Origin of the sequence: Pseudomonas sp. TR47 (assembly GCF_044143025.1) — a bacterium.
In the GTDB taxonomy this organism is placed as follows: domain Bacteria; phylum Pseudomonadota; class Gammaproteobacteria; order Pseudomonadales; family Pseudomonadaceae; genus Aquipseudomonas; species Aquipseudomonas putida_E.
In genome coordinates, this window is sequence record NZ_JBHFCS010000026.1 from 18,320 (window position 1) to 39,040 (window position 20,721).

Genomic DNA, 20,721 nt, shown 5'->3' on the forward strand with positions numbered 1-20,721 from the left:
GGCAGTGCGCTGGCACTGCCGTAACCGCGTAAACCAGGCGACGACGCCAGTTCCTTTCCTCCTACCCTTGTAGACCGTCAACTCTACCCCCATATTGGGGCGACTGATGCGTGAAGGAAACCATCTTGAGCGACCTCCTCAACCGCCGCCTGAGCCTGCTCGGCGCCAATCTCCCCCTGCTCAAGCAGTGCCTGCACGGTATTGAGCGCGAATGCCTGCGCGTCACCGACGAAGGTCGCCTGGCTCAGACCCCGCATCCGGAAAACCTGGGTTCGGCGCTGACCAACGAGCAGATCACCACCGATTATTCCGAGTCGCTGCTGGAGTTCATCACCCCGGCCCTGCCCGACCCGGCCCAGGTGCTGGAAAGCCTCGAGCAAACCCACCGCTTCGTCTACAGCAAGCTTGGCGACGAATTGCTGTGGAGCCCGTCGATGCCGTGCACGCTGCCGGCCGAGGAGGACATCCCGATCGCCGAGTACGGGACCTCGAACATCGGCAAGCTCAAGCACGTCTACCGCAAGGGCCTGGCCCTGCGCTACGGCCGCACCATGCAGTGCATCGCCGGCATCCACTACAACTTCTCGTTGCCTGAAGCGCTGTGGCCGCTGCTGCGCGCCGCCGAAGGCAACGACCTGAACGACCGCGACTACCAGTCGGCGGCGTACATTGCGCTGATCCGCAACTTCCGCCGTTACAGCTGGCTGCTGATGTACCTGTTCGGTGCCTCGCCAGCCCTGGACAAAGGCTTCCTGCGTGGCCGCCCGCACCAGCTCGAAGAGCTGGACGCCGAAACCCTGTACCTGCCCTACGCCACCAGCTTGCGCATGAGCGACCTGGGCTACCAGAGCAACGCCCAGGCCGGCCTCACACCCTGCTACAACAACCTGGCCAGCTATACCGACAGCCTGCGCAAGGCGGTGGGCACGCCCTACCCGCCCTATGTGGAAATCGGTACGCATGTGGACGGCGAATGGGTGCAGTTGAACACCAACATCCTGCAGATCGAGAACGAGTACTACTCGAACATCCGCCCCAAGCGTGTCACCTACACCGGCGAGCGGCCGATCCAGGCCCTGACCTCACGCGGCGTGCAGTATGTCGAAGTGCGCTGCCTGGACATCAACCCGTTCCTGCCGGTAGGCATCGACCTGACCGAGGCGCGCTTCCTCGATGCGTTTCTGTTGTTCTGTGCCCTGGAAGACAGCCCGCTGCTGGACAATGGCGAATGCGGCCAGTGCACCGACAACTTCCTGAGTGTGGTCAAGGAAGGCCGTCGCCCAGGCCTTGAGCTGCGCCGTGAGGGCCAACCGATCGAGCTGAAAGCCTGGGCCAGCGACTTGCTTGGGCGCATCGGCCAGCTGGCTGAGCTGCTCGATCACGCTCAAGGCGGCGACGAACATGCCAAAGCCCTGGCCGCACAGCAGGCCAAAGTCGACGACGCTTCGCTGACGCCATCGGCCCAGGTGCTCGCGCGCATGAGCGAGCATGAGGAAAGCTTCATCCAGTTCTCGCTGCGCCAGAGCCGCCTGCACGCGCAAACGTTCCGTGAGCAACCGCTGCCCACAGAGCGCCAGCAAGCCTACGAGACCCTCGCCCGCAATTCGCTGGCCGAGCAGTCACGCCTCGAGCAGCAGGAAGTCGGTGACTTCGACCAGTTCGTCGGCGCCTACCAGGCCAGCATCCTGGCGATCAGCAACTGATGACCCGCAGCACCACCCCGCGCAAGCCGCGCGCCAGCAGCCAGGCCAGGATCGAGGCGATCCTGGCGGCGGCGCGCGAGCTGTTGGCCGAGCAAGGGGTGGCAGCATTGTCGATCTACAGCGTGGCCGAACGGGCGCAGATTCCACCCTCGTCGGTGTATCACTTCTTTGCCAGCGTGCCGGCACTGCTCGAAGCGCTGACGGCCGATGTGCACCGGGCATTTCGCGAGGCGTTGAGCGCACCGATAGACAGCAGTGCGCTCGGCACCTGGCATGAGCTTTCACGGTTGATCGAACAGCGCATGCTCGACATCTACAACGAGGATGCTGCAGCGCGTCAGTTGATCCTGGCCCAGCATGGCCTGAGCGAAGTGGTGCAGGCGGACCGGCAGCACGACATGGAGCTGGGTGAGTTGATGCACAAGCTGTTCGACCAGCATTTCCGGTTGCCGGTAATGCCTGCGGACGTGGATGTGTTTGCACTGGCCATGGAGTTGAGCGACCGGGTGTATGCGCGCTCGGTACAGTTGCACGAGGCGATCACCCCGCGCATGGCCGAGGAAGGCAAGCGGGTGTTCGAGGCGTACCTGGGCTTGTACCTGCCGCCGTTTCTTGCCAAACGCTGATCTTGCTGGGGCCGCTCTTACAGGGTAACGCCATTTCCTGTAGGAGCGGCCTTGTGTCGCGAAAGGGCTGCAAAGCAGCCCCAAATGCCCACATCACAGCTTGGCGATGGACACTTCAGTCGATTTCACAAAAGCGATCACTTCACTGCCCACCTGCAGTTCCAGCTCCTTCACAGAGCGGGTGGTGATCACCGAGGTGACGATGCCGGAAGCGGTCTGCACATCGATTTCCGACAATACCGGGCCCTCGAGGATTTCTTTCACGGTGCCTTTGAACTGGTTGCGGACGTTGATGGCTTTGATAGTCATGATGTGCTTCCTTCTCTATGGCTTCAGTCTGGTAAGTGAGTCATTCAGTGCGCCCAACGCAGTTGCGTGGGCAGAGGGGCTAGAGGGTCCGGCTCGGGCGCAGTGCCCGGGGCCGACAGAACACGGTTGAGCACTTCGCTTTCCAGCGCGGCCAGACGGTGCGAACCACGCACCCTTGGCCGAGCCAGATCGACGTTGAGGTCCAGGCCGACTGCGCCGTCCTCGATAAGGATCACCCGGTCGGCCACGGCAACGGCTTCGTTGACGTCATGGGTGACCAGCAGCACGGTGAAGCCGTGCTGACGCCACAGGCGTTCGATCAGTTGCTGCATCTCGATACGGGTCAGGGCATCCAGCGCACCCAGCGGCTCGTCCAGCAGCAGCAGGCGTGGCTGATGAATCAGCGCCCGGGCCAACGCCACGCGCTGCTTCTGGCCACCCGAGAGCGCTGCCGGCCACTCATTGGCGCGGTCAGCCAGGCCAACCGCCTCCAGTGCTTCCAGCGCACGGGGGCGCCAGTGGCCGGACAGGCCCAGGCAGACGTTGTCGATCACCTTTTTCCAAGGCAGCAGGCGAGCGTCCTGGAACATCAGGCGGGTTTCTTCGCGGGCCTCGGCCAGCGGTGCGGCACCAGCCAGAAGCTCACCGGCGCCGGGCTGGTCGAGCCCGGCCAGCAGGCGCAGCAAGGTGCTCTTGCCACAGCCGCTGCGCCCAACGATGGCAACGAACTGGCCGGCCGGAATGTGCAGGTCGATACCGCGCAGCACTTCACGTTGGCCAAAGGTCTTGCGCAAGCTATTGGCGGCCAGCGGGATACCCCGCAACAAGCGCGGCGGTTGTTCCTTGAGAATGGTCATGCGCCCTCCTTCCTGGCGACTTGGTAGGCCGGGTGCCAGCGCAACCAGACACGTTCCAGGCCGCGGGCGGCGAGGTCGGCGAGCTTGCCGAGCACGGCATACAGGACGATGGACAGGATCACCACGTCGGTCTGCAGGAATTCACGGGCATTCATTGCCAGGTAACCGATACCGGCGTTGGCCGAAATGGTTTCGGCAACGATAAGGGTCAGCCACATGAAGCCGAGGGCAAAGCGCACACCGACCAGGATCGAGGGCAACGCGCCCGGCAGGATCACCTGGCGGAACAGGCCGAAGCCGGACAGGCCATAGCTGCGGGCCATTTCCACCAGCGCCGGGTCGACGTTGCGGATACCGTGGTAGGTGTTCAGGTAGATCGGGAACAGCGTGCCCAGCGCGACCAGGAAGATCTTTGCCGACTCGTCGATACCGAACCACAGGATCACCAGCGGGATCAGCGCCAGATGCGGCACGTTGCGGATCATCTGCACCGAGCTGTCGAGCAGGCGTTCGCCCCAGTTCGACAGACCGGTGATGAAGCCCAGCACCAGCCCAATGCTGCCACCGATCACAAAGCCCAGGCCGGCACGCCAGCCGCTGATGGCCAGGTGGGTCCAGATTTCACCGCTGCGTACCAGCTCGACACCGGCGCTGACTACGGCGCTGGGTGCAGGCAGGATGCGCGTCGACAACCAGCCAGCACTGACCGCCAGCTGCCAGACAGCCAACAGCAGTACCGGCAGCGCCCACGGCGCCAGGCGCTGGGTCAGGGTGGAGGACGTTGCACGACTCATGGCTGCGCCCTCAGCTCTGCGACACGGACTTGGGCAGGATGTCGTTGGCCACCATCTCGCCGAACGGGCTCACGTAGCCACCTGTCTGCGGTTGCTCCGGGCGCTGCACGTCCAGGTGCGGGAACAGCAGCTCGGCAACGCGGTAGGACTCTTCCAGGTGTGGATAACCTGAGAGGATGAAGGTATCTATCCCCAGTTCGGCGTACTCCTTGACCCGTGCCGCGACAGTCGGGCCATCACCGACCAACGCGGTACCGGCGCCACCGCGTACCAGGCCGACACCGGCCCACAGGTTGGGGCTGACTTCGAGGTTGTCACGGTTGCCGCCATGCAATGCGGCCATGCGCTGCTGACCCACCGAGTCGAAGCGCGCCAGCGAAGCCTGGGCACGGGCGATGGTGTCGTCGTCCAGGTGCGAAATCAGGCGGTCTGCCGCGGCCCAGGCTTCGTCGTTGGTTTCCCGCACGATCACATGCAGACGGATACCAAAGCGTACTTCGCGGCCCTGCGCGGCAGCCTTCTCCCGCACCTGAGCGATTTTCTCGGCAACAGCGGCTGGCGGCTCGCCCCAGGTCAGGTACAGCTCGACCTGCTCGGCGGCAAGGTCCTGCGCGGCTTCGGACGAGCCACCGAAATACAGAGGCGGGCGTGGTTGCTGAATGGGCGGATAGAGCAGCTTGGCGCCCTTCACCTGGATGTGCTTGCCTTGGTAGTCGACGTTCTCGCCCTCCAGCACCTTGCGCCAGATACGCGTGAACTCGACCGAGGCTTCGTAGCGCTCCTGGTGGTTCAGGTGCAGGCCATCACCGGCCAGCTCGTCGGGGTCGCCACCGGTGACCAGGTTGAACAGCGCCCGGCCGTTGGACAGGCGGTCCAGGGTTGCCGCCTGGCGCGCCGCGACCGTCGGCGAAATGATGCCTGGACGCAGGGCAACCAGGAATTTCAGATGCTGGGTCACCGGGATCAGCGATGCTGCCACCAACCAGGAATCCTCGCAGGAACGCCCGGTAGGGATCAGCACACCACCAAAGCCGAGACGGTCGGCGGCCTGGGCAATCTGTTGCAGGTAACCGTGATCGACCGCACGGGCACCCTCGGATGTGCCCAGGTACTTGCCGTCACCGTGGGTGGGGAGGAACCAGAAAATGTTGAGACTCATTGGAGTTGTCTCCTTAAAGATGGCGAGGGCCACAGCGGCGCCCCGGCACAGGCGAATCAATCAAGGCGCGCTGGCGACCTTGGCCGGGGGTGTCCAGATCACGTCCTTGATGCTCAGCGGCTTGGGAATCAGCTTCAGCGCCTGGAAGGTGTCGGCGATTTTCTGTTGTGCGGCCACCACCTCGGGGGTCAGCGGCGCGGCACCGTAGCCTTGGCGCTTGACCGAAGTCAGGGTGATGTCGGCGGGCAGCCCGAGCAGCGCAGCGACCTGGTCGGTCACCTCCTGCGGGTTGGCCTGTGACCATTTGCCCACGGCGCGTACTTCTTCGATGAGGGCGTTGATCACAGCCGGATGCTGGGTCGCGTAGTTGCGGGTGGCCAGGTAGAACTGGTGGTTGTCGACCAGGTCTTTGCCGTCACGCAGGGTGCGTGCCTGCAGCTGCTGTTCGGCGGCGGCCTGGTACGGGTCCCAGATCACCCAGGCATCGACGCTGCCACGCTCGAACGCGGCGCGGGCATCGGCCGGCGGCAGGTAGACGGGCTGTATATCGCTGTACTTGAGGCCGGCCTCTTCCAGGGCGCGGACCAGCAGGTAGTGAACGTTCGAACCTTTGTTGAGCGCAACTTTCTTGCCTTTGAGTTCCTTCACCGACTGGATCGGCGAGCCCTTCGGTACAAGGATCGCTTCACTGTGCGGCGCAGGCGGTTCGTAGGCCACATAGAGCAGATCGGCACCCGCGGCCTGAGCGAATACCGGCGGCGTTTCACCAGTTACGCCAAAGTCGATGGAGCCGACATTCAAGCCTTCGAGCAGCTGCGGGCCCCCGGGGAATTCGGTCCATTGCACCTGGATGCCCTGATCGGCCAGTCGCTTTTCCAGCGTTCCCTTGGCTTTGAGCAGCACCAGGGTGCCGTATTTCTGATAGCCGATACGCAGGCTTTCAGCCTGGGCTTGGGTAATGGCGCCGAAGGACACAGCCGCCGCAAACAGGGCGACCAGACCATGGCGCAAGAAGACTGTGCGCATGGCGCTCTCCTGTGCGAGTAGGTTCGGGTTGCACCTGCTTGCCTCGTTGACGGGCGAGTAAGGTGGATGACGCGATAAAGCCGTTGTGCCGGTTCAGATGCTCCAGCGCTGGAAGTGTTGCACCTGAGGGCTGACATTAGCAGCCTTGGTATATTCCTAGAAATCATATTTTTTCATTTGTTTATTCCATAAAGTACTTTGGTGATTCTTTGATATTGGGGCCGCTTTGCGGCCCTTTCGCGACACAAGGCCGCTCCTACGAGGAGCCGCGCCTTGTGTCGCGATGGGCTGCGCAGCAGCCCCACGCCTGAAGCGGTTTGTGCAGGCATAAAAAAGGGCCGTCGAAACGGCCCGAATATCCCTGCTATGGCTAAGAGCAATGCAACGAGAATGCTTCAGCGATTGGGTTGCGGGGTCAGCCGCAGATAGGGTTTTACAGCGCGGTAGCCTTTCGGGAAGCGCTGCTTGATCTCGTCCTCATCCTTCAACGAAGGCACGATTACCACTTCGTCGCCATCCTGCCAGTTACCTGGCGTGGCCACCTTGTGGTTGTCGGTGAGCTGCAGCGAGTCGATCACCCGCAGTATTTCGTTGAAGTTGCGCCCGGTACTGGCTGGATAGGTAATGGTCAGGCGCACCTTCTTGTTCGGGTCGATGACGAACAGCGAGCGCACGGTCAGGGTGTCGCTGGCGTTCGGGTGGATCAGGTCGTACAGGTCGGAAACCTTGCGGTCGGCGTCGGCGATGATCGGGAAGTTGACCACGGTGTTCTGGGTCTCGTTGATGTCCTCGATCCACTTGTGGTGCGAGTCGACCGGGTCTACGGACAGGGCGATGGCCTTGACCCCACGTTTGGCGAAGTCGTCCTTGAGTTTGGCGGTCAGGCCCAGCTCGGTGGTGCACACCGGGGTGAAGTCGGCCGGGTGAGAGAACAGTACACCCCAGCTGTTACCGAGCCACTCGTGGAAGCGGATCGTACCTTCGCTGGAATCTTGTTCGAAGTCGGGGGCGATGTCGCCGAGTTTGAGGCTCATGGGGTGCGGCTCCTGGGCTATGGGCTGGCCTTGTGAGATTCAATGTGCCTGCATTCCAATAAAAACAAAAAGAATAAATAATGATTTGTTTATAACTTAATCGCACTTCGAGTTGCAGGCACAAAAAAACCTCGCACTAGGCGAGGCTTCTTGTTCAGCTACGGCTTACAGGAAATTGTAAGTGTAGTTGAAGATCAGACGGGTCTGATCCTGGTCAGCCAGCGAGCTGGTGCCAGTGCCACGGTATACGCCGTGACGCAGGCTGGCGCCCAGGCCCTTGAAGGTGCCTTCCTGGATAACGTAGTCAACGCGAGCGTCACGTTCCCATTCGCTGAAGGTACCGCCGCCAACGGCGTTCTTGCCGTCTTCACCTTTCAGGTAAGAAACCGAAGCTTTCAGGCCTGGCACACCCAGACGCGCGAAGTCATACGAGTACTGACCGAAGGTGGTGTTTTCACCGGCCTTGGCGAACTGGTTGATCATGCTGTCGGTGAACAGGTAGAAGCTGGCGCCACCAGCACCTTCCGGACGGCCATTACCATCACGGACCGAGCCCTGGTTCAGCCAGACAAAGCCGCCATCGTCGCTGACTTGCTGATGACCCAGCATCAGCGAGTGGCCACCCAGAGTGTACGTGAACATGGCCGACCAGGTCTTGTTGTCGACCTTGCCGTCATTCTTCTCGTAACCACCGTTGTTGTTGAAGTTGTACGCGCCCGAGCTGCCGTTCTTGCCGTCGCTGCTGCTGTCGAAGTAGCGCAGATCGGTCTTGAACGACTGGTCGTCGGCAATCTTGAAGACGTGAGTCGCACCGAGGAAGTGCTGTTTGTAGAAGTCTTTCAGGTTCGAGTAGTAGTACTGCAGGGTCAGGTCAGGCGTGAGCTTGTAGTCCAGGCCGCCGTAGATGAATTTGTTGCTGTCTGCAGTCGCACCGTTGACCGACAGGCCAGTACGGTTGCTCGAAGCACGACCCATGGCGTGGGTCAGCTGACCGGCATTGATGGTCAGGTTGTCGATTTCCTTCGACTGGATGGTGCCACCCTCGAAGGTTTGCGGCAGCAGACGGCCATCGTTGGAGACCAGGATCGGCAGGTTCGGCGCCAGGGCGCTACCGTAGTGAACTTCGGTCTTGGAGAAGCGAGCCTTGGCGTTTCCGCCGATACGCGCCCACTGGTCTACAGCCGAACCGTCGCTGTCGCTTGGGAAGAAGGAGCTGTTGTCAGGGTGATGACCTTTGCCGCCATCCAGGTGGATGCCCCACAGCGCTTGAACGTCTACGCCAAAACCAACGGTGCCCTCGGTGAAACCGGACAGGTAGTCGAGCTTGAAGCCTTGACCCGACTCGCGGTTGTCTGAACCGCCATCACGGTTATCGCCATTGAAATACATGGTGCGCGAGCTCAAAGACAATTTGCTGTCTTCAACGAAACCGGCAGCGCCTGCTTGTTGGGCGAGAACCCCCAGTGCCACGGCCAGAGCCAGGCTGGACTTGTACATGTTTTGCTCCTCTACGTTCTAATTTTTGTGTATCTCTGGCGGCGGGATCTGATGCCCTGCTCACCGTGGACTGGCGATTTAGTCCCAAAGAGTGACCAGCAAGTCAATCGTTACTGAACATTTCACGACTTTGGTCTAAGACGCCACCTGCGCTACAGGATAATGACAATCCTATAAATCCAAAATGACCGTTTTATGAATTTGTAAGATTTTTAAGGCATATGGTTGAAACCTTTACTGCCAAAAGCTGTATCGGCAGCCGCTTGTAATAGCTTTAGGTTATTTGCAAACGTTTGCTCATATCCTTATTTCCAATCGCCCTGTTAAGCGGAAAAAGACCGACCATTTCACTTGGTCTTCACCCAGAAGCCTGATCAAGCCCTTCAGCTTAAAGCGAATGGCTCCTATGCTAATTCCAAAAAGTTATTTATTTTCTATTTATTAGATCATCTAGCCTTCTTGCCATTCAGCACACCGATTGCCTGACAAGAGGTTCGACCATGATCCCGCACACGCCACTGCGCTTGCTCGCCGCCCTGACCCTCGCCGGAACCAGCTGGTTCGCCCAGGCCGCCGACCTGACCGTCGCCTACCAGACCACCGTCGACCCGGCCAAGGTGGCCCAGGTCGATGGCGACTACGAAAAAGCCAGCAAGGCCAGCATCGACTGGCGCAAGTTCGATAACGGCGCTGATGTGATCACTGCAGTGGCCAGCGGCGACGTGCAGATCGGCTACCTGGGCTCAAGCCCGCTGGCCGCTGCCGCCACCCGCAAGCTGCCGGTGGAAACCTTCCTGATCGCCACCCAGATCGGCGCCGGCGAAGCGCTGGTGGCCCGCGACAGCATCAAGACCCCACAAGACCTGATCGGCAAGAAAGTCGCCGTGCCCTTTGTTTCCACCGGCCACTACAGCCTGCTGGCCGCGCTGAAGAGCTGGAACATCGACCCGTCCAAGGTGCAGATCCTCAACCTCGCCCCACCGGCGATCATCGCTGCCTGGAAGCGCGGCGACATCGACGCCACTTACGTCTGGGACCCGGCCCTGGGCGTGGCCAAGGAAAACGGCAAGGTGCTGATCACCTCCGGGGAGCTGGCCGAAAAAGGCGCACCGACCTTCGATGCCTGGATCGTGCGCAAGGAATTCGCCGACAAGCACCCCGAGGTGGTCAAAGCCTTCGCCAAGGTCACCCTCGACGCCTACGCCGACTACCGCAAAGACCCGACGGCCTGGCTTGCCAACAAGGACAACGTGGCCAAGCTGGTGAAGCTGTCCGGTGCCAAGGCCAGTGATATTCCTGCTCTGTTGCAAGGCAACGTCTACCCGCTGGCCGCCGACCAGGCCAACGCCCTGGGTGCACCGACCACTCAAGCGCTGACCGACACCGCCACCTTCCTCAAGCAGCAAGGCAAGGTCGACGCCGTGTTGCCGGACTATTCGGCCTACGTCAGCGCCAAGTTCTTGCCCAATTGATCCGGAGCCCGTCATGGCCTTGCTAGAACTGGAGCGCATCAGCGCACAGTACCCCGGCGCCAGCACCCCTGTGCTGGCCGACATCAACCTCAGCCTGGGCCCAGGCCAGCTGCTGGTAGCACTGGGCCCCTCCGGCAGCGGCAAGACATCGCTGCTCAACCTGATCGCGGGCTTTGTCGCCCCCAGCGGCGGGCGCATCACCCTTGACGGCGTGCCGGTGCAAGGCCCCGGTGCCGAACGCGGCGTGGTGTTTCAGGACGATGCCCTGCTGCCGTGGCAGAACGTGCTGGGCAATGTCGCCTTCGGCCTGGAGCTGGGCGGTGTAGCCCGCGGCGAGCGAGAGGCCAAGGCACGGGAAATGCTGGCACTGGTCGATCTGGATGGCTTTGGCGAGCGGCGCATCTGGCAACTGTCCGGTGGCCAGAAGCAGCGTGTGGGCCTGGCCCGCGCGCTGGCGGCCGACCCAAGGGTACTGCTGATGGACGAGCCGTTCGGCGCCCTCGATGCGTTCACCCGCGAGCAGATGCAGGAACTGCTGCTGCAGGTCTGGCAGCGCACCGCCAAACCGGTGTTCCTGATCACTCACGACATTGAAGAAGCCGTATTCCTTGCAACCGAACTGGTGCTGTTGGCCCCAGACCCAGGCCGCGTGGTCGAGCGCCTGCAGCTGGACTTCGGCCAACGTTATGCCGCTGGCGAATCGGCCCGGGCCATCAAGTCTGACCCACGCTTCATTGAAACCCGCGAGCATGTGCTGGCGCGGGTTTTCTCTCAACGCCAAAGCCTGCAGGAGCACGCATGAGCAGCCTTGATCTGCCGGTCGCCAGCAAGCGCGACAGCCAAGCCCGGCCCGTTGATAAAGCGCGCCGCCAACTTTCCACCCGCTGGATCAGCACGCTAACCCTGGCCAGCCTGCTGCTGGTCTGGTGGCTGGTGACCGCCGCCGGCTGGATCGAGCCACTGTTCCTGCCAGCGCCCGGCGACATCCTGGCCAAAGCCTGGAGCTTGCTCACCCAAGGCTACATGGACGCCAGCCTGTGGCAACACCTGGGCGCGAGCCTGGGCCGCATCGGCCTGGCGCTGGTTGCCGCGACCCTGACTGCCATCCCGGCCGGTATCGCCATCGGCTACAACCGTGTGGCCCGCGGCATCCTCGACCCACTGATCGAGTTCTACCGCCCCATACCGCCACTGGCCTACCTGCCACTGATCGTCATCTGGTGCGGTATCGGCGAGTTGTCCAAGGTACTGCTGATCTACCTGGCAATCTTCGCCCCGATCGCCATCGCTACGGCCACCGGCGTGCGCACCGTCGACCCGGCCAGATTGCGCGCTGCGCAATCGCTGGGGGCGACCAAGGTGCAACTGATCCGCCACGTAATCCTGCCCAGCGCCCTGCCCGACATACTCACCGGCATCCGTATCGGCCTGGGTGTGGGCTGGTCGACCCTCGTAGCCGCCGAGCTGATCGCTGCCACCAGCGGCCTGGGCTTCATGGTGCAGTCGGCGGCGCAGTTTCTGGTGACCGACGTGGTGGTGCTGGGCATCCTGCTGATCGCCCTGATCGCCTTCGCCCTGGAGATGGGCCTGCGCGCCCTGCAGCGCAAGCTGGTGCCCTGGCATGGGCAAAGCCACTGACCGATTGCGGACTGACCACGCCGGCTACCCGGCGCCTGGAGTGAGAAAAGACATGAGCCTGACCGTTACCCCCCTCAGCCCGGCCCTCGGCGCCCAGATCAGCGGCGTGGACATCGGCCGCGAGATTACCGTCGAGCAGCGCGACGCCATCGAGCAGGCACTGCTCCAACACCAGGTGTTGTTCTTCCGGGACCAGCCGATCACACCCGAGCAGCAAGCGCGCTTTGCCGCGCGCTTCGGCGACCTGCACATCCACCCGATCTACCCCAACGTACCGCAAACCCCGCAGGTGCTGATCCTCGACACTGCGGTCACCGACGTACGCGATAATGCCGTGTGGCACACCGACGTGACCTTCCTCCCGACCCCGGCACTGGGTGCGGTGCTCAGTGCCAAGCAGTTGCCGGCCTATGGCGGCGATACCTTGTGGGCCAGCGGCATTGCCGCCTTCCAAGCCCTGTCGGCCCCGCTGCGCGAGATGCTCGATGGCCTGACTGCAACGCACGATTTCACCAAGTCGTTCCCGCTCGAGCGCTTTGGCACTACGCCTGAAGACCTGGCGCGCTGGGAAGCGGCCCGGCGCAACAACCCGCCGCTGTCACACCCGGTTATTCGTACGCACCCGGTAAGCGGCCGCAAGGCGTTGTTCGTCAATGAAGGTTTCACCACGCGGATCAATGAGCTGAGCGAGCTGGAGAGTGAAGCATTGCTCAAGCTGCTGTTCGCCCATGCGACGCGGCCGGAGTTCAGCATCCGCTGGCGCTGGCAGGAGAACGACGTGGCGTTCTGGGACAACCGCGTCACTCAGCATTTTGCGGTGGATGATTACCGGCCGAACCGGCGGGTGATGCATCGGGCGACCATCCTGGGGGATGCGCCGTTCTGAAAGAACATTGGGAGGCCTTTGGCCTCCTTTCGCGACACAAGGCCGCTCCTACAGGCCTGTAGGAGCGGCCTTGTGTCGCGAAAGGGCCGCAAAGCGGCCCCAGCGATCTACCTGACCAGATGCAAGAACTGCATATGCCGCTCGTACTGGTCGAGGATGTCGTTGATGATCTGCTCCTTGCTGTAGCCCACCAGGTCGTAGTTCTGGCTGCCCTCGCTAAGGTGCACCTCCGCCCGGTAATAACGGCGGTTCTTCAAATCCTGCGTCCCCAACCCACCCAGCGCGAACGACGGTGTGAAATACCCGCGCATCTGCACCTGATAGATGAACGGCTGCTCTTCACCATGGCCCACTTTCAGGCTGACGTTGTCGTGGCTAGGGTCATCCTGGGTCACCAGTACCAGGCCTTTCTGCTCGAACACCTCGCGCACATCGGCAATCGCCGGGCGCACCACGTCGTCCATGAAGCGGTAAACCTCATCGCGTGACGGGAAGTGCACCGCCTGGCTCAGGCGCTGGCGCCAGCCACCACGGCCACGGCGGGACTGCGCGAACGGTGCCAGCGAATGCAACTGGGCGATCTGGCGCTGCGACTCCAGGTAGAACGCCTTATGCAGCCCCCACATCATGCACAGCAGGATCAACGAGAACGGCAGCGAGGTCAGCACCACCGCCGACTTGAGCGAATCGATGCTGCCGGCGAACAGCAGGCTGCTGGTGATCAGCGCGGTCATCGCGCCCCAGAAGATCCGCAACCAGTTCGGGCCGTCTTCATCAGCACCGCCATCCTTGGCGGACAAGGTCGACAGCACCACCGTGCCCGAGTCCGCCGATGTGACGAAGAACACGAAGCTGATGAACACCGTCACCGCGATGACGGTCTTGCTCCACGGGTAGGTCTCCAGCAGCAGGTACAGGCTCATCGACGGGTTATCGATGGCCGACTGGCCGAGCGCGGTCATGCCGTGGTTCAGCACCTGGTCCAGCGCGCTGTTGCCGAAGATCGACATCCACGCCAGGGTGAAGCCCAGCGGGATCAGCAGCACACCGAAGACGAATTCACGGATGGTGCGGCCACGCGAGATACGGGCGATGAACAGCCCCACGAAAGGCGCCCAGGCAATCCACCAGGCCCAGTAGAACACCGTCCAGCCGCCCAGCCAGTCGCGGTTTTCGCCGTAGGCGTAAACGTCGAAGCTCTTGCGTGGCAGGGCGCCGAGGTAATCGCCAAGGTTCTGGATCAAGGTATTGAACAGGTGCTGGGTGGGCCCGGCGAACAGCACGAACAGCAGCAGCGCACAGGCCAGGAACAGGTTGATGTCGCTCATCACCCGCACACCCTTCTCCACCCCCGCGACCGCTACGGCCACCGCAGCGCCCATCATCAGGACGATGAGCGCGATCTGCACCCATTGGCTATGGCTGATACCGAACAGGTAGTCGAGGCCGGCATTGAGGTGCAGCACCCCGAAGCCCATGTCGGCGCCCAGGCCGAACACCGTGGCGATGATGCCGAAACCGTCTACCGCGTAACCGATCGGCCCGTTGATACGCTTGCCGATCAGCGGGTACAGCGCCGAACGCAAAGCCAGCGGCAGGTTGTGGCGATAGGCGAAATAAGCCAGCGCCATGCCGACGAAGGCAAACACGCCCCAGCCATGCAGGCCCCAGTGCAGGAACAGTATCTGCATCGCCTGGCGCCCGGCCTCCGCCGTGCCCGCCTCACCCTGGGGGGGCTGGAGCATGTGGGTCAGGGGTTCGGAAACGCAGAAGAAGAACAGCGTGATGCTGATACCGGCGGCGAACAACATGCCGGCCCACGACAGGTAGCTGAACTCGGGTTCGTCGTGGTCGGCACCAAGCTTGATCTTGCCGTAGCCGGACAAGGCGGTGACCACCACGAAGACCAGGTACAGGGTCATGGCCAGCATGTAGTACCAGCCGACCGTGTTGGCCGCCCAGTTCTGCGCTGCCAAGAGCCAGTCGCCCGCTGCTTGCGGTTGGGCGATGACCACCAGGCCGAAGATGAGGATGAAGCTTGCCGCAAAATAGAACACCGGAGGGTTCATGCGGATCTGGCTGTTGGAAGGGGTCGGTGCACTCATGGGGCATGCACCTCGTCGATTGACGTGAGGTTCGGAATGAACGGGTTCAGCAAAGGAATCCTCCTGTTGAACACCGGCAGCGGACCAGCGTTTTTTCGTTGAACAAGCGTTCAAGTTAAACATGGATCGGGATTCGATGCGACCCGGGCTGCTGATCGGCGCATTCCTGCACCGGCGATAGGGCCGGTACAGGCAGTGAAGCATTCAGGTCAATTCTTGCCCTGGCAATCCAACTGTAGATTGGCCTGGGTAATGTTGCTTTCGGCCGGCACACTCCGGGTCAGCCACACATTGCCGCCAATGGTCGAACCTTTACCAATGGTGATCCTTCCCAGGATGGTCGCGCCTGCATAGATCACAACATCGTCCTCGACGATCGGGTGGCGGGCCAGGCCTTTGTGCAACGTACCCGACTCATCGCTCGGGAAGCGCTTGGCGCCAAGGGTCACCGCCTGGTAGATGCGCACACGCTCACCGATGATTGCAGTCTCGCCGATCACCACACCGGTACCGTGGTCGATGAAGAAGCTCGGGCCGATCTGCGCGCCCGGGTGGATATCGATACCCGTGGCCGAATGCGCCAGCTCCGAACAGATGCGTGCCAACAACGGCAAACCGGCCTGGTACAAATGGTGGGCCAATCGGTGATGGATGATGGCGAGTATGCCCGGGTAGCACAGCAGCACTTCATCGACGCTGCGCGCGGCCGGGTCACCGTGGTAGGCGGCGAGTACATCGGTGTCGAGCAGCACGCGCAGGCCTGGCAGGGCGGCGGCAAAATCCTGGATCAGGCGCAGTGCCTGGGCATCGACGGCGGCCAGGTCGGCATTGCTCTGGCGCGCGGCATAGCGCAGTTCCAGACGTGCCTGGGCCAGCAACGCGGTCAGCGCGGCGTCGAGGGTGTGGCCAACGTAGAAGTCCTCGCTCTCTTCGCGCAGGTCGACCGGGCCCAAACGCATCGGGAACAGCGCACCGCACAACTGCTCGAGGACCTGGCGAATGGCCTCGCGCGAAGGCAATTCGCGCCCGCCCTGCTCGCCAATGCTGCGGCCATTGCGGCTTCGCCACTGCTCACGGGCGCTGCGCAGGCCGCTGACAATATTGTGCAACTGCCAATGCGCGGATGAGGGTTGTTCGCTCACGGTGATCTCCTGCCAGGGCCAATCAGATAGTTTGCAATCCACTTTACGGCAAATCAGCCCCTTGGAAAAAACAACGCTTTATTCCATCCTGCGCTAAGTCGGGCATAAGCCGCGATGACGGACCCGGCATCGTCGCCTACCCTCAAAGCAGCCAAAACCCGGCACAGATCAAAAAGGAAATAACAAAATAAGTTTTTATTATTTCCTGGCCTATGAAGCCAACCCTATAGTCGCCACCCACCACTTCCACAACAAGCGCGGGGCCTGACATGTCGAAATTCGCCAAACCGCTTCTCAATGCCAGCCTGGCCATCCTGCTGGGCACCGGTCTGTTCAGCCAGGCATTCGCCGGCGAGCAACTGAAAACCATCCAGGAAAAAGGCGTGATCAACGTCGGCCTCGAGGGCACCTACCCGCCGTTCAGCTTCCAGGATGAAAACGGCAAGCTCGCCGGCTTCGAGGTCGAGTTTTCAGAACTGCTGGCCAAGGAGCTGGGCGTCAAGGCCAAGATCCAGCCAACCAAATGGGATGGCATCCTTGCAGCGCTGGAATCCAAGCGCCTGGACGTGGTGGTCAACCAAGTGACCATCTCCGAGGAGCGCAAGAAGAAGTACGACTTCTCCGAGCCCTACACCGTCTCCGGCATCCAGGCGCTGATCCTGAAGAAGAAAGCCGAGCAGTTGAACATCAAGACCGCGCAGGACCTGGCCGGCAAGAAGGTCGGCGTGGGCCTGGGCACCAATTACGAACAGTGGGTGAAGCAGGACGTTCCGAACGCTGAAGTGCGCACCTACGAAGATGACCCAAGCAAGTTCGCCGACCTGCGCAACGGCCGTATCGACGCCATCCTGATCGACCGCCTGGCCGCCCTGGAATACGCGCAAAAAGCCAAGGACACCGAGCTTGCCGGCGACGCCTTCTCGCGCCTGGAAAGCGGCGTGGCCCTGCGCAAGGGTGAGCCGGAGCTGCTGGCGGCCATCGACAAGGCCATCGACAAGCTCAAGGCCGATGGCACCCTGGCCAAGCTGTCCGAGAAATACTTCGGTGCCGATGTCACCAAATGATCGCTGAAAGCCTGCAACTCGTTGTCGATTCCGCGCCCTTCCTGCTCAAGGGTGCGGGTTATACAGTGCTGCTGAGTGTCGGCGGCATGTTCTTCGGCCTGGTACTGGGTTTTGCCCTGGCACTGATGCGCCTGTCGAAGATCCTGCCGCTGGACTGGCTGGCACGCATCTATGTGTCGTTCTTCCGGGGCACGCCGCTGCTGGTGCAGCTGTTCGTGATCTACTTCGGCATGCCGCAGATCGGCATCGAACTCGACCCGATCCCGGCCTCGCTGATTGGCCTGTCGCTGAACATGGCAGCGTACATCTGCGAAATCCTGCGTGCGGCGATCTCCTCGATCGACCGTGGCCAGTGGGAAGCAGCCGCCAGCATCGGCATGACCCGCACCCAGGCCATGCGCCGGGCGATCCTGCCGCAAGCCTTGCGCACGGCATTGCCACCGCTGGGTAACAGCTTCATCTCGCTGGTCAAGGACACCGCCTTGGCGGCGACCATCCAGGTGCCCGAGCTGTTCCGCCAGGCGCAGCTGATCACTGCGCGCACTTTCGAAGTATTCACCATGTACCTGGCCGTTGCGGTGGTCTACTGGGTCCTCTGCAGCATCCTCGCGCACTTCCAGAACCGCATGGAAGCGCGGGTCAACCAGCACGACCAGGAGCACTGAAGATGATCGTAGTAGAAGGCCTGACCAAGCAGTTCAAAGGCCAGACCGTGCTCAACGGCATCGACCTGACCGTGCAACCGGGCGAAGTGGTGGCCATCATCGGCCCCAGCGGCTCGGGCAAAACTACCTTCCTGCGGTGCCTCAACCTGCTGGAAACGCCAGACGCCGGGCGCATTCAGATCGGTGCCATCAGCATCGATGCCAACCGCCCGCTTGGCAATCAGCAAAGTGCCATTCGCCGCTTGCGCCAGCAGGCCGGCTTCGTGTTCCAGAGCTTCAACCTGTTCCCTCATCGCACAGCGCTGGAAAACGTCATCGAAGGGCCGGTGATCGTCAAGAAGACGCCCCGCGCCCAAGCCATCGAGCTGGGCCGCAAGCTGCTGGCCAAGGTCGGGCTGGCGGGCAAGGAAGACGCCTACCCCAAACGCCTTTCGGGCGGACAGCAACAGCGCGTTGCCATCGCCCGGGCGCTGGCCATGGAACCTGAGGTGATTCTGTTCGATGAACCCACCTCGGCGCTCGACCCTGAGCTGGTCGGCGAGGTGCTGGCGACCATCCGCGGCCTGGCGGAAGAAAAGCGCACCATGATCATCGTCACCCATGAGATGAGCTTTGCGCGTGATGTGGCTAACCGGGTGATCTTCTTCGACAAGGGGGTGATCGTCGAGCAGGGCGAGGCCAAGGCGCTGTTTGCCAATCCCAAGGAAGAGCGGACGCGGCAGTTCTTGCGCAAGTTTCTCGGGACTGCGGCTTCCGAATAATCGGCATTCGTTTCACCGCCCCATCGCCGGCAAACCGGCGATGGGGCGCGAAGCGGCCCTACTCAGTTCCAACGCAAACCCTCAGCCGGCACGGGCCGCCCGAACCAGTAGCCCTGCCCCAGCTGGCACTGCTGCTCCAGCAGGAACCTGGCCTGCTCCGGCTGCTCGATGCCCTCAGCGTGCACCTGCATGCCCATGCTCCGGGCCAGGGCGATGATCACCCGCACGATCGCGACGTCGTCGTCATCCACCGGCAAGCCGGCGACGAAGCCCTGGTCGATCTTCAGCTTCTGCACCGGCAGGCGCTTTAGCCGCAGCAACGACGAGTAGCCGGTGCCAAAGTCATCGATTGCCAGGTTCAAGCCCAGCTCACGCAGCCGGTGCAACTGCTCCAGCGCGACTTCGGGGTCTTCCATGACTGCACTCTCGGTCACCTCCACCTCCAGCAGCGACGGATCCAGACCGGTTTCGTGCAACACCCCGGCCACTTGCCGGTACAGCTCACGCTGGCCGAACAACCGGCTGGAGATGTTGACCGCAACGAACTCGAGCAGGCGCCCGTCAGCCTGCCAACTGACCATCTGCCGGCACGCCTCGCGCAGCACCCAGGCATCGATGTCGGCAATCAGCCCGGTACGCTCGGCGATAGGGATGAATTCGCTTGGCGGCACCAAGCCACGTTGCGGGTGCTGCCAACGCACCAGTGCCTCCACCCCGACCATCTTCGAGGTGAACAGGTCGAACACCGGCTGGTAGAACACCCGCAGTTCGTCTTGCGCCAGCGCACGGCGCAGCTCGCCTGCCGTTTCCACCCGGTGCTGGGCGTGTGCCGTCAGCTCTTCGGTGTACAGCGCGTAACAGGCGCGGCCATTGTGCTTGGCCTTGAACAGCGCCGAGTCGGCGTTGCGCAGTAGCTGTTCGGCGCTCAACGCATCGCTGGGGAACAGGCTGATGCCAACACTGACGCTGATGAACAGCCGATGCCCGTCGAACTCGAACGGTTCACGCATGCGTTCGATGAGCGCCTGTGCCAGTTTGCCGGCCTGGCCGACCTGCTGGCAGTTCTCTGCCAGCACACCAAACTCGTCACCGCCCAGGCGCGCCAAGGTCACGCCATTGCCCACCACCTCGGCCAGACGCTCGCCTACCAGCTTGAGCAGCTGATCACCGATGGTGTGGCCCAAGCCGTCGTTGATGCTCTGAAAGTGGTCAAGGTCAAGCAGCAACAAAGCACATCCACGCTTGTTGGCCTGTGCCGAAGCCAGTGCCTGCTCGGCCCGGTCGTTGAACAGCAGACGGTTGGGCAAGCCGGTAAGGGGGTCGTGATGGGCCAGGTAGGCCAGTTCCTGCTCGGTATGCTTGATCGCGCTGATGTCGCTGAAAACCGCGACATAATGGGTCATCTCACCGCCATCATCGTGTATGGCGCGGATTGTCTGCCATTGCGGGTAGATTTCACCGCTTTTGCGCCGGTTCCATATCTCCCCGCTCCACTCGCCCTTCTCTGCCAGGGTGGCATAAATCTGCTGATAGAACGGCACGCCGTGCCGGCCCGACTTGAACTTGCTCGGGCGCTGGCCGAGCACTTCGTCCTGCTGGTAACCCGTGATCCGCATGAAGGCACGGTTGACGTGCACGATCAGCCCCTGGCGGTCAGTGACCAGAACGCCCTCCAGGGTACTGTCGAACACGGCTGCGGCCATACGCAGGCGGGCGCGGTCTTCGCTGCGAAGCCGTGCGCCGACACCGATGAAATTGAGCAGACGGGCACGGGTAAAGAAAATCAGCCCCGCGCTGGCCAGCACCCATAAAACAACATTGATCTGCCGCCCCACGGCCAAGGCCAGAGGGTCTTCAGACATGCTGCGCAAAACCACCTCTGACAGCACCAGCCAGAGGATCGAGAGCACCAGATACAGCGCGGCCATGCGCAAGGCGTCGCGAACGGAAACAGACATGTCGGCAACAAAAGTCCATGAAAAA

The 20,721-nt window shown here is 62.1% G+C and carries 19 protein-coding genes; 9 read left to right on the plus strand and 10 right to left on the minus strand.

Features of this window, described 5'->3' with window-relative positions:
- Positions 1-125: 125 nt before the first annotated feature.
- Both gshA and ACEWE8_RS22200 read left to right on the plus strand, forming a co-directional pair.
- Positions 126-1,703 carry a glutamate--cysteine ligase gene (gene gshA / locus ACEWE8_RS22195; protein ID WP_189339984.1) on the plus strand — a complete coding sequence of 526 codons (1,578 nt, stop codon included), beginning with the start codon at positions 126-128 and terminating at the stop codon, positions 1,701-1,703.
- Positions 1,703-2,329, plus strand: coding sequence for a TetR/AcrR family transcriptional regulator (locus tag ACEWE8_RS22200; protein ID WP_046788222.1), 627 nt, complete (start codon positions 1,703-1,705; stop codon positions 2,327-2,329). Before gshA ends, ACEWE8_RS22200 begins: the two co-directional genes overlap by 1 nt.
- 93 nt (positions 2,330-2,422) lie before the next feature.
- Here the strand turns inward: ACEWE8_RS22200 and ACEWE8_RS22205 are convergent, their stop codons facing one another.
- The 7 genes from ACEWE8_RS22205 to ACEWE8_RS22235 form a co-directional block, all read right to left on the minus strand.
- Entirely contained in the window at positions 2,423-2,638 is a 216-nt protein-coding gene (locus tag ACEWE8_RS22205; RefSeq protein ID WP_008095172.1) for a molybdopterin-binding protein, read from the minus strand.
- 44 nt (positions 2,639-2,682) lie between these two features.
- Positions 2,683-3,495: an aliphatic sulfonates ABC transporter ATP-binding protein gene (gene ssuB / locus ACEWE8_RS22210; protein ID WP_046788221.1), complete on the minus strand. Its 813-nt coding sequence runs from the start codon at positions 3,493-3,495 to the stop codon at positions 2,683-2,685.
- Positions 3,492-4,289 carry an aliphatic sulfonate ABC transporter permease SsuC gene (gene ssuC / locus ACEWE8_RS22215; protein WP_046788220.1) on the minus strand — a complete coding sequence of 266 codons (798 nt, stop codon included), beginning with the start codon at positions 4,287-4,289 and terminating at the stop codon, positions 3,492-3,494. The genes ssuB and ssuC overlap by 4 nt, the downstream gene beginning before the upstream one ends.
- Positions 4,290-4,299: 10 nt before the next feature.
- Entirely contained in the window at positions 4,300-5,448 is a 1,149-nt protein-coding gene (gene ssuD / locus ACEWE8_RS22220) for an FMNH2-dependent alkanesulfonate monooxygenase (RefSeq protein ID WP_046788219.1), read from the minus strand.
- A gap of 60 nt (positions 5,449-5,508) precedes the next feature.
- Positions 5,509-6,474 (minus strand): sulfonate ABC transporter substrate-binding protein, encoded by a 966-nt coding sequence (locus tag ACEWE8_RS22225; protein WP_046788218.1) that lies wholly within the window; start codon positions 6,472-6,474, stop codon positions 5,509-5,511.
- 395 nt (positions 6,475-6,869) lie between these two features.
- On the minus strand, positions 6,870-7,508 hold the full coding sequence (locus ACEWE8_RS22230; RefSeq protein ID WP_012316733.1) for a peroxiredoxin: 639 nt from the start codon (positions 7,506-7,508) through the stop codon (positions 6,870-6,872).
- 165 nt (positions 7,509-7,673) lie between these two features.
- Entirely contained in the window at positions 7,674-9,005 is a 1,332-nt protein-coding gene (locus tag ACEWE8_RS22235) for an OprD family porin (protein WP_046788217.1), read from the minus strand.
- Positions 9,006-9,505: 500 nt separating this feature from the next.
- Here ACEWE8_RS22235 and tauA point away from each other — a divergent pair, with 500 nt between their 5' ends.
- From tauA to tauD, 4 genes are read left to right on the plus strand one after another with little or no spacing between them, the layout of a single operon-like run.
- Positions 9,506-10,477 (plus strand): taurine ABC transporter substrate-binding protein, encoded by a 972-nt coding sequence (gene tauA, locus ACEWE8_RS22240; RefSeq protein ID WP_046788216.1) that lies wholly within the window; start codon positions 9,506-9,508, stop codon positions 10,475-10,477.
- A gap of 13 nt (positions 10,478-10,490) precedes the next feature.
- Positions 10,491-11,279, plus strand: a complete 789-nt coding sequence (gene tauB / locus ACEWE8_RS22245; RefSeq protein WP_012316736.1) for a taurine ABC transporter ATP-binding subunit — start codon at positions 10,491-10,493, stop codon at positions 11,277-11,279.
- A complete protein-coding gene (gene tauC / locus ACEWE8_RS22250) occupies positions 11,276-12,115 on the plus strand; it encodes a taurine ABC transporter permease TauC (RefSeq protein WP_046788215.1) in 840 nt (279 codons plus the stop codon). The genes tauB and tauC overlap by 4 nt, the downstream gene beginning before the upstream one ends.
- 52 nt (positions 12,116-12,167) lie before the next feature.
- Positions 12,168-13,001 carry a taurine dioxygenase gene (gene tauD / locus ACEWE8_RS22255; protein WP_367904077.1) on the plus strand — a complete coding sequence of 278 codons (834 nt, stop codon included), beginning with the start codon at positions 12,168-12,170 and terminating at the stop codon, positions 12,999-13,001.
- A gap of 107 nt (positions 13,002-13,108) precedes the next feature.
- Here tauD and betT read toward each other — a convergent pair whose 3' ends face one another.
- Together betT and epsC are read right to left on the minus strand one after the other, a co-directional pair.
- Entirely contained in the window at positions 13,109-15,070 is a 1,962-nt protein-coding gene (gene betT, locus ACEWE8_RS22260; protein ID WP_217433396.1) for a choline BCCT transporter BetT, read from the minus strand.
- A 245-nt stretch (positions 15,071-15,315) separates the two neighbouring features.
- Positions 15,316-16,248, minus strand: a complete 933-nt coding sequence (gene epsC / locus ACEWE8_RS22265; protein WP_046788213.1) for a serine O-acetyltransferase EpsC — start codon at positions 16,246-16,248, stop codon at positions 15,316-15,318.
- Positions 16,249-16,517: 269 nt separating this feature from the next.
- Between epsC and tcyJ the strand changes: the two genes are divergently transcribed.
- Genes tcyJ through tcyN form a run of 3 tightly spaced genes read left to right on the plus strand, consistent with a single transcriptional unit; the run spans position 16,518 to position 18,738 of the window.
- Complete coding sequence (gene tcyJ, locus ACEWE8_RS22270; protein ID WP_012316741.1) at positions 16,518-17,312, plus strand: cystine ABC transporter substrate-binding protein; 795 nt, start codon at positions 16,518-16,520, stop codon at positions 17,310-17,312.
- Positions 17,309-17,977, plus strand: a complete 669-nt coding sequence (gene tcyL / locus ACEWE8_RS22275) for a cystine ABC transporter permease (RefSeq protein WP_039603142.1) — start codon at positions 17,309-17,311, stop codon at positions 17,975-17,977. Before tcyJ ends, tcyL begins: the two co-directional genes overlap by 4 nt.
- Before the next feature lie 2 nt (positions 17,978-17,979).
- Positions 17,980-18,738, plus strand: coding sequence for an L-cystine ABC transporter ATP-binding protein TcyN (gene tcyN / locus ACEWE8_RS22280; protein WP_046788212.1), 759 nt, complete (start codon positions 17,980-17,982; stop codon positions 18,736-18,738).
- Between the two features lie 62 nt (positions 18,739-18,800).
- Here tcyN and dibA read toward each other — a convergent pair whose 3' ends face one another.
- Positions 18,801-20,696, minus strand: coding sequence for a phosphodiesterase DibA (dibA, locus tag ACEWE8_RS22285; RefSeq protein ID WP_046788211.1), 1,896 nt, complete (start codon positions 20,694-20,696; stop codon positions 18,801-18,803).
- Positions 20,697-20,721: the final 25 nt, after the last annotated feature.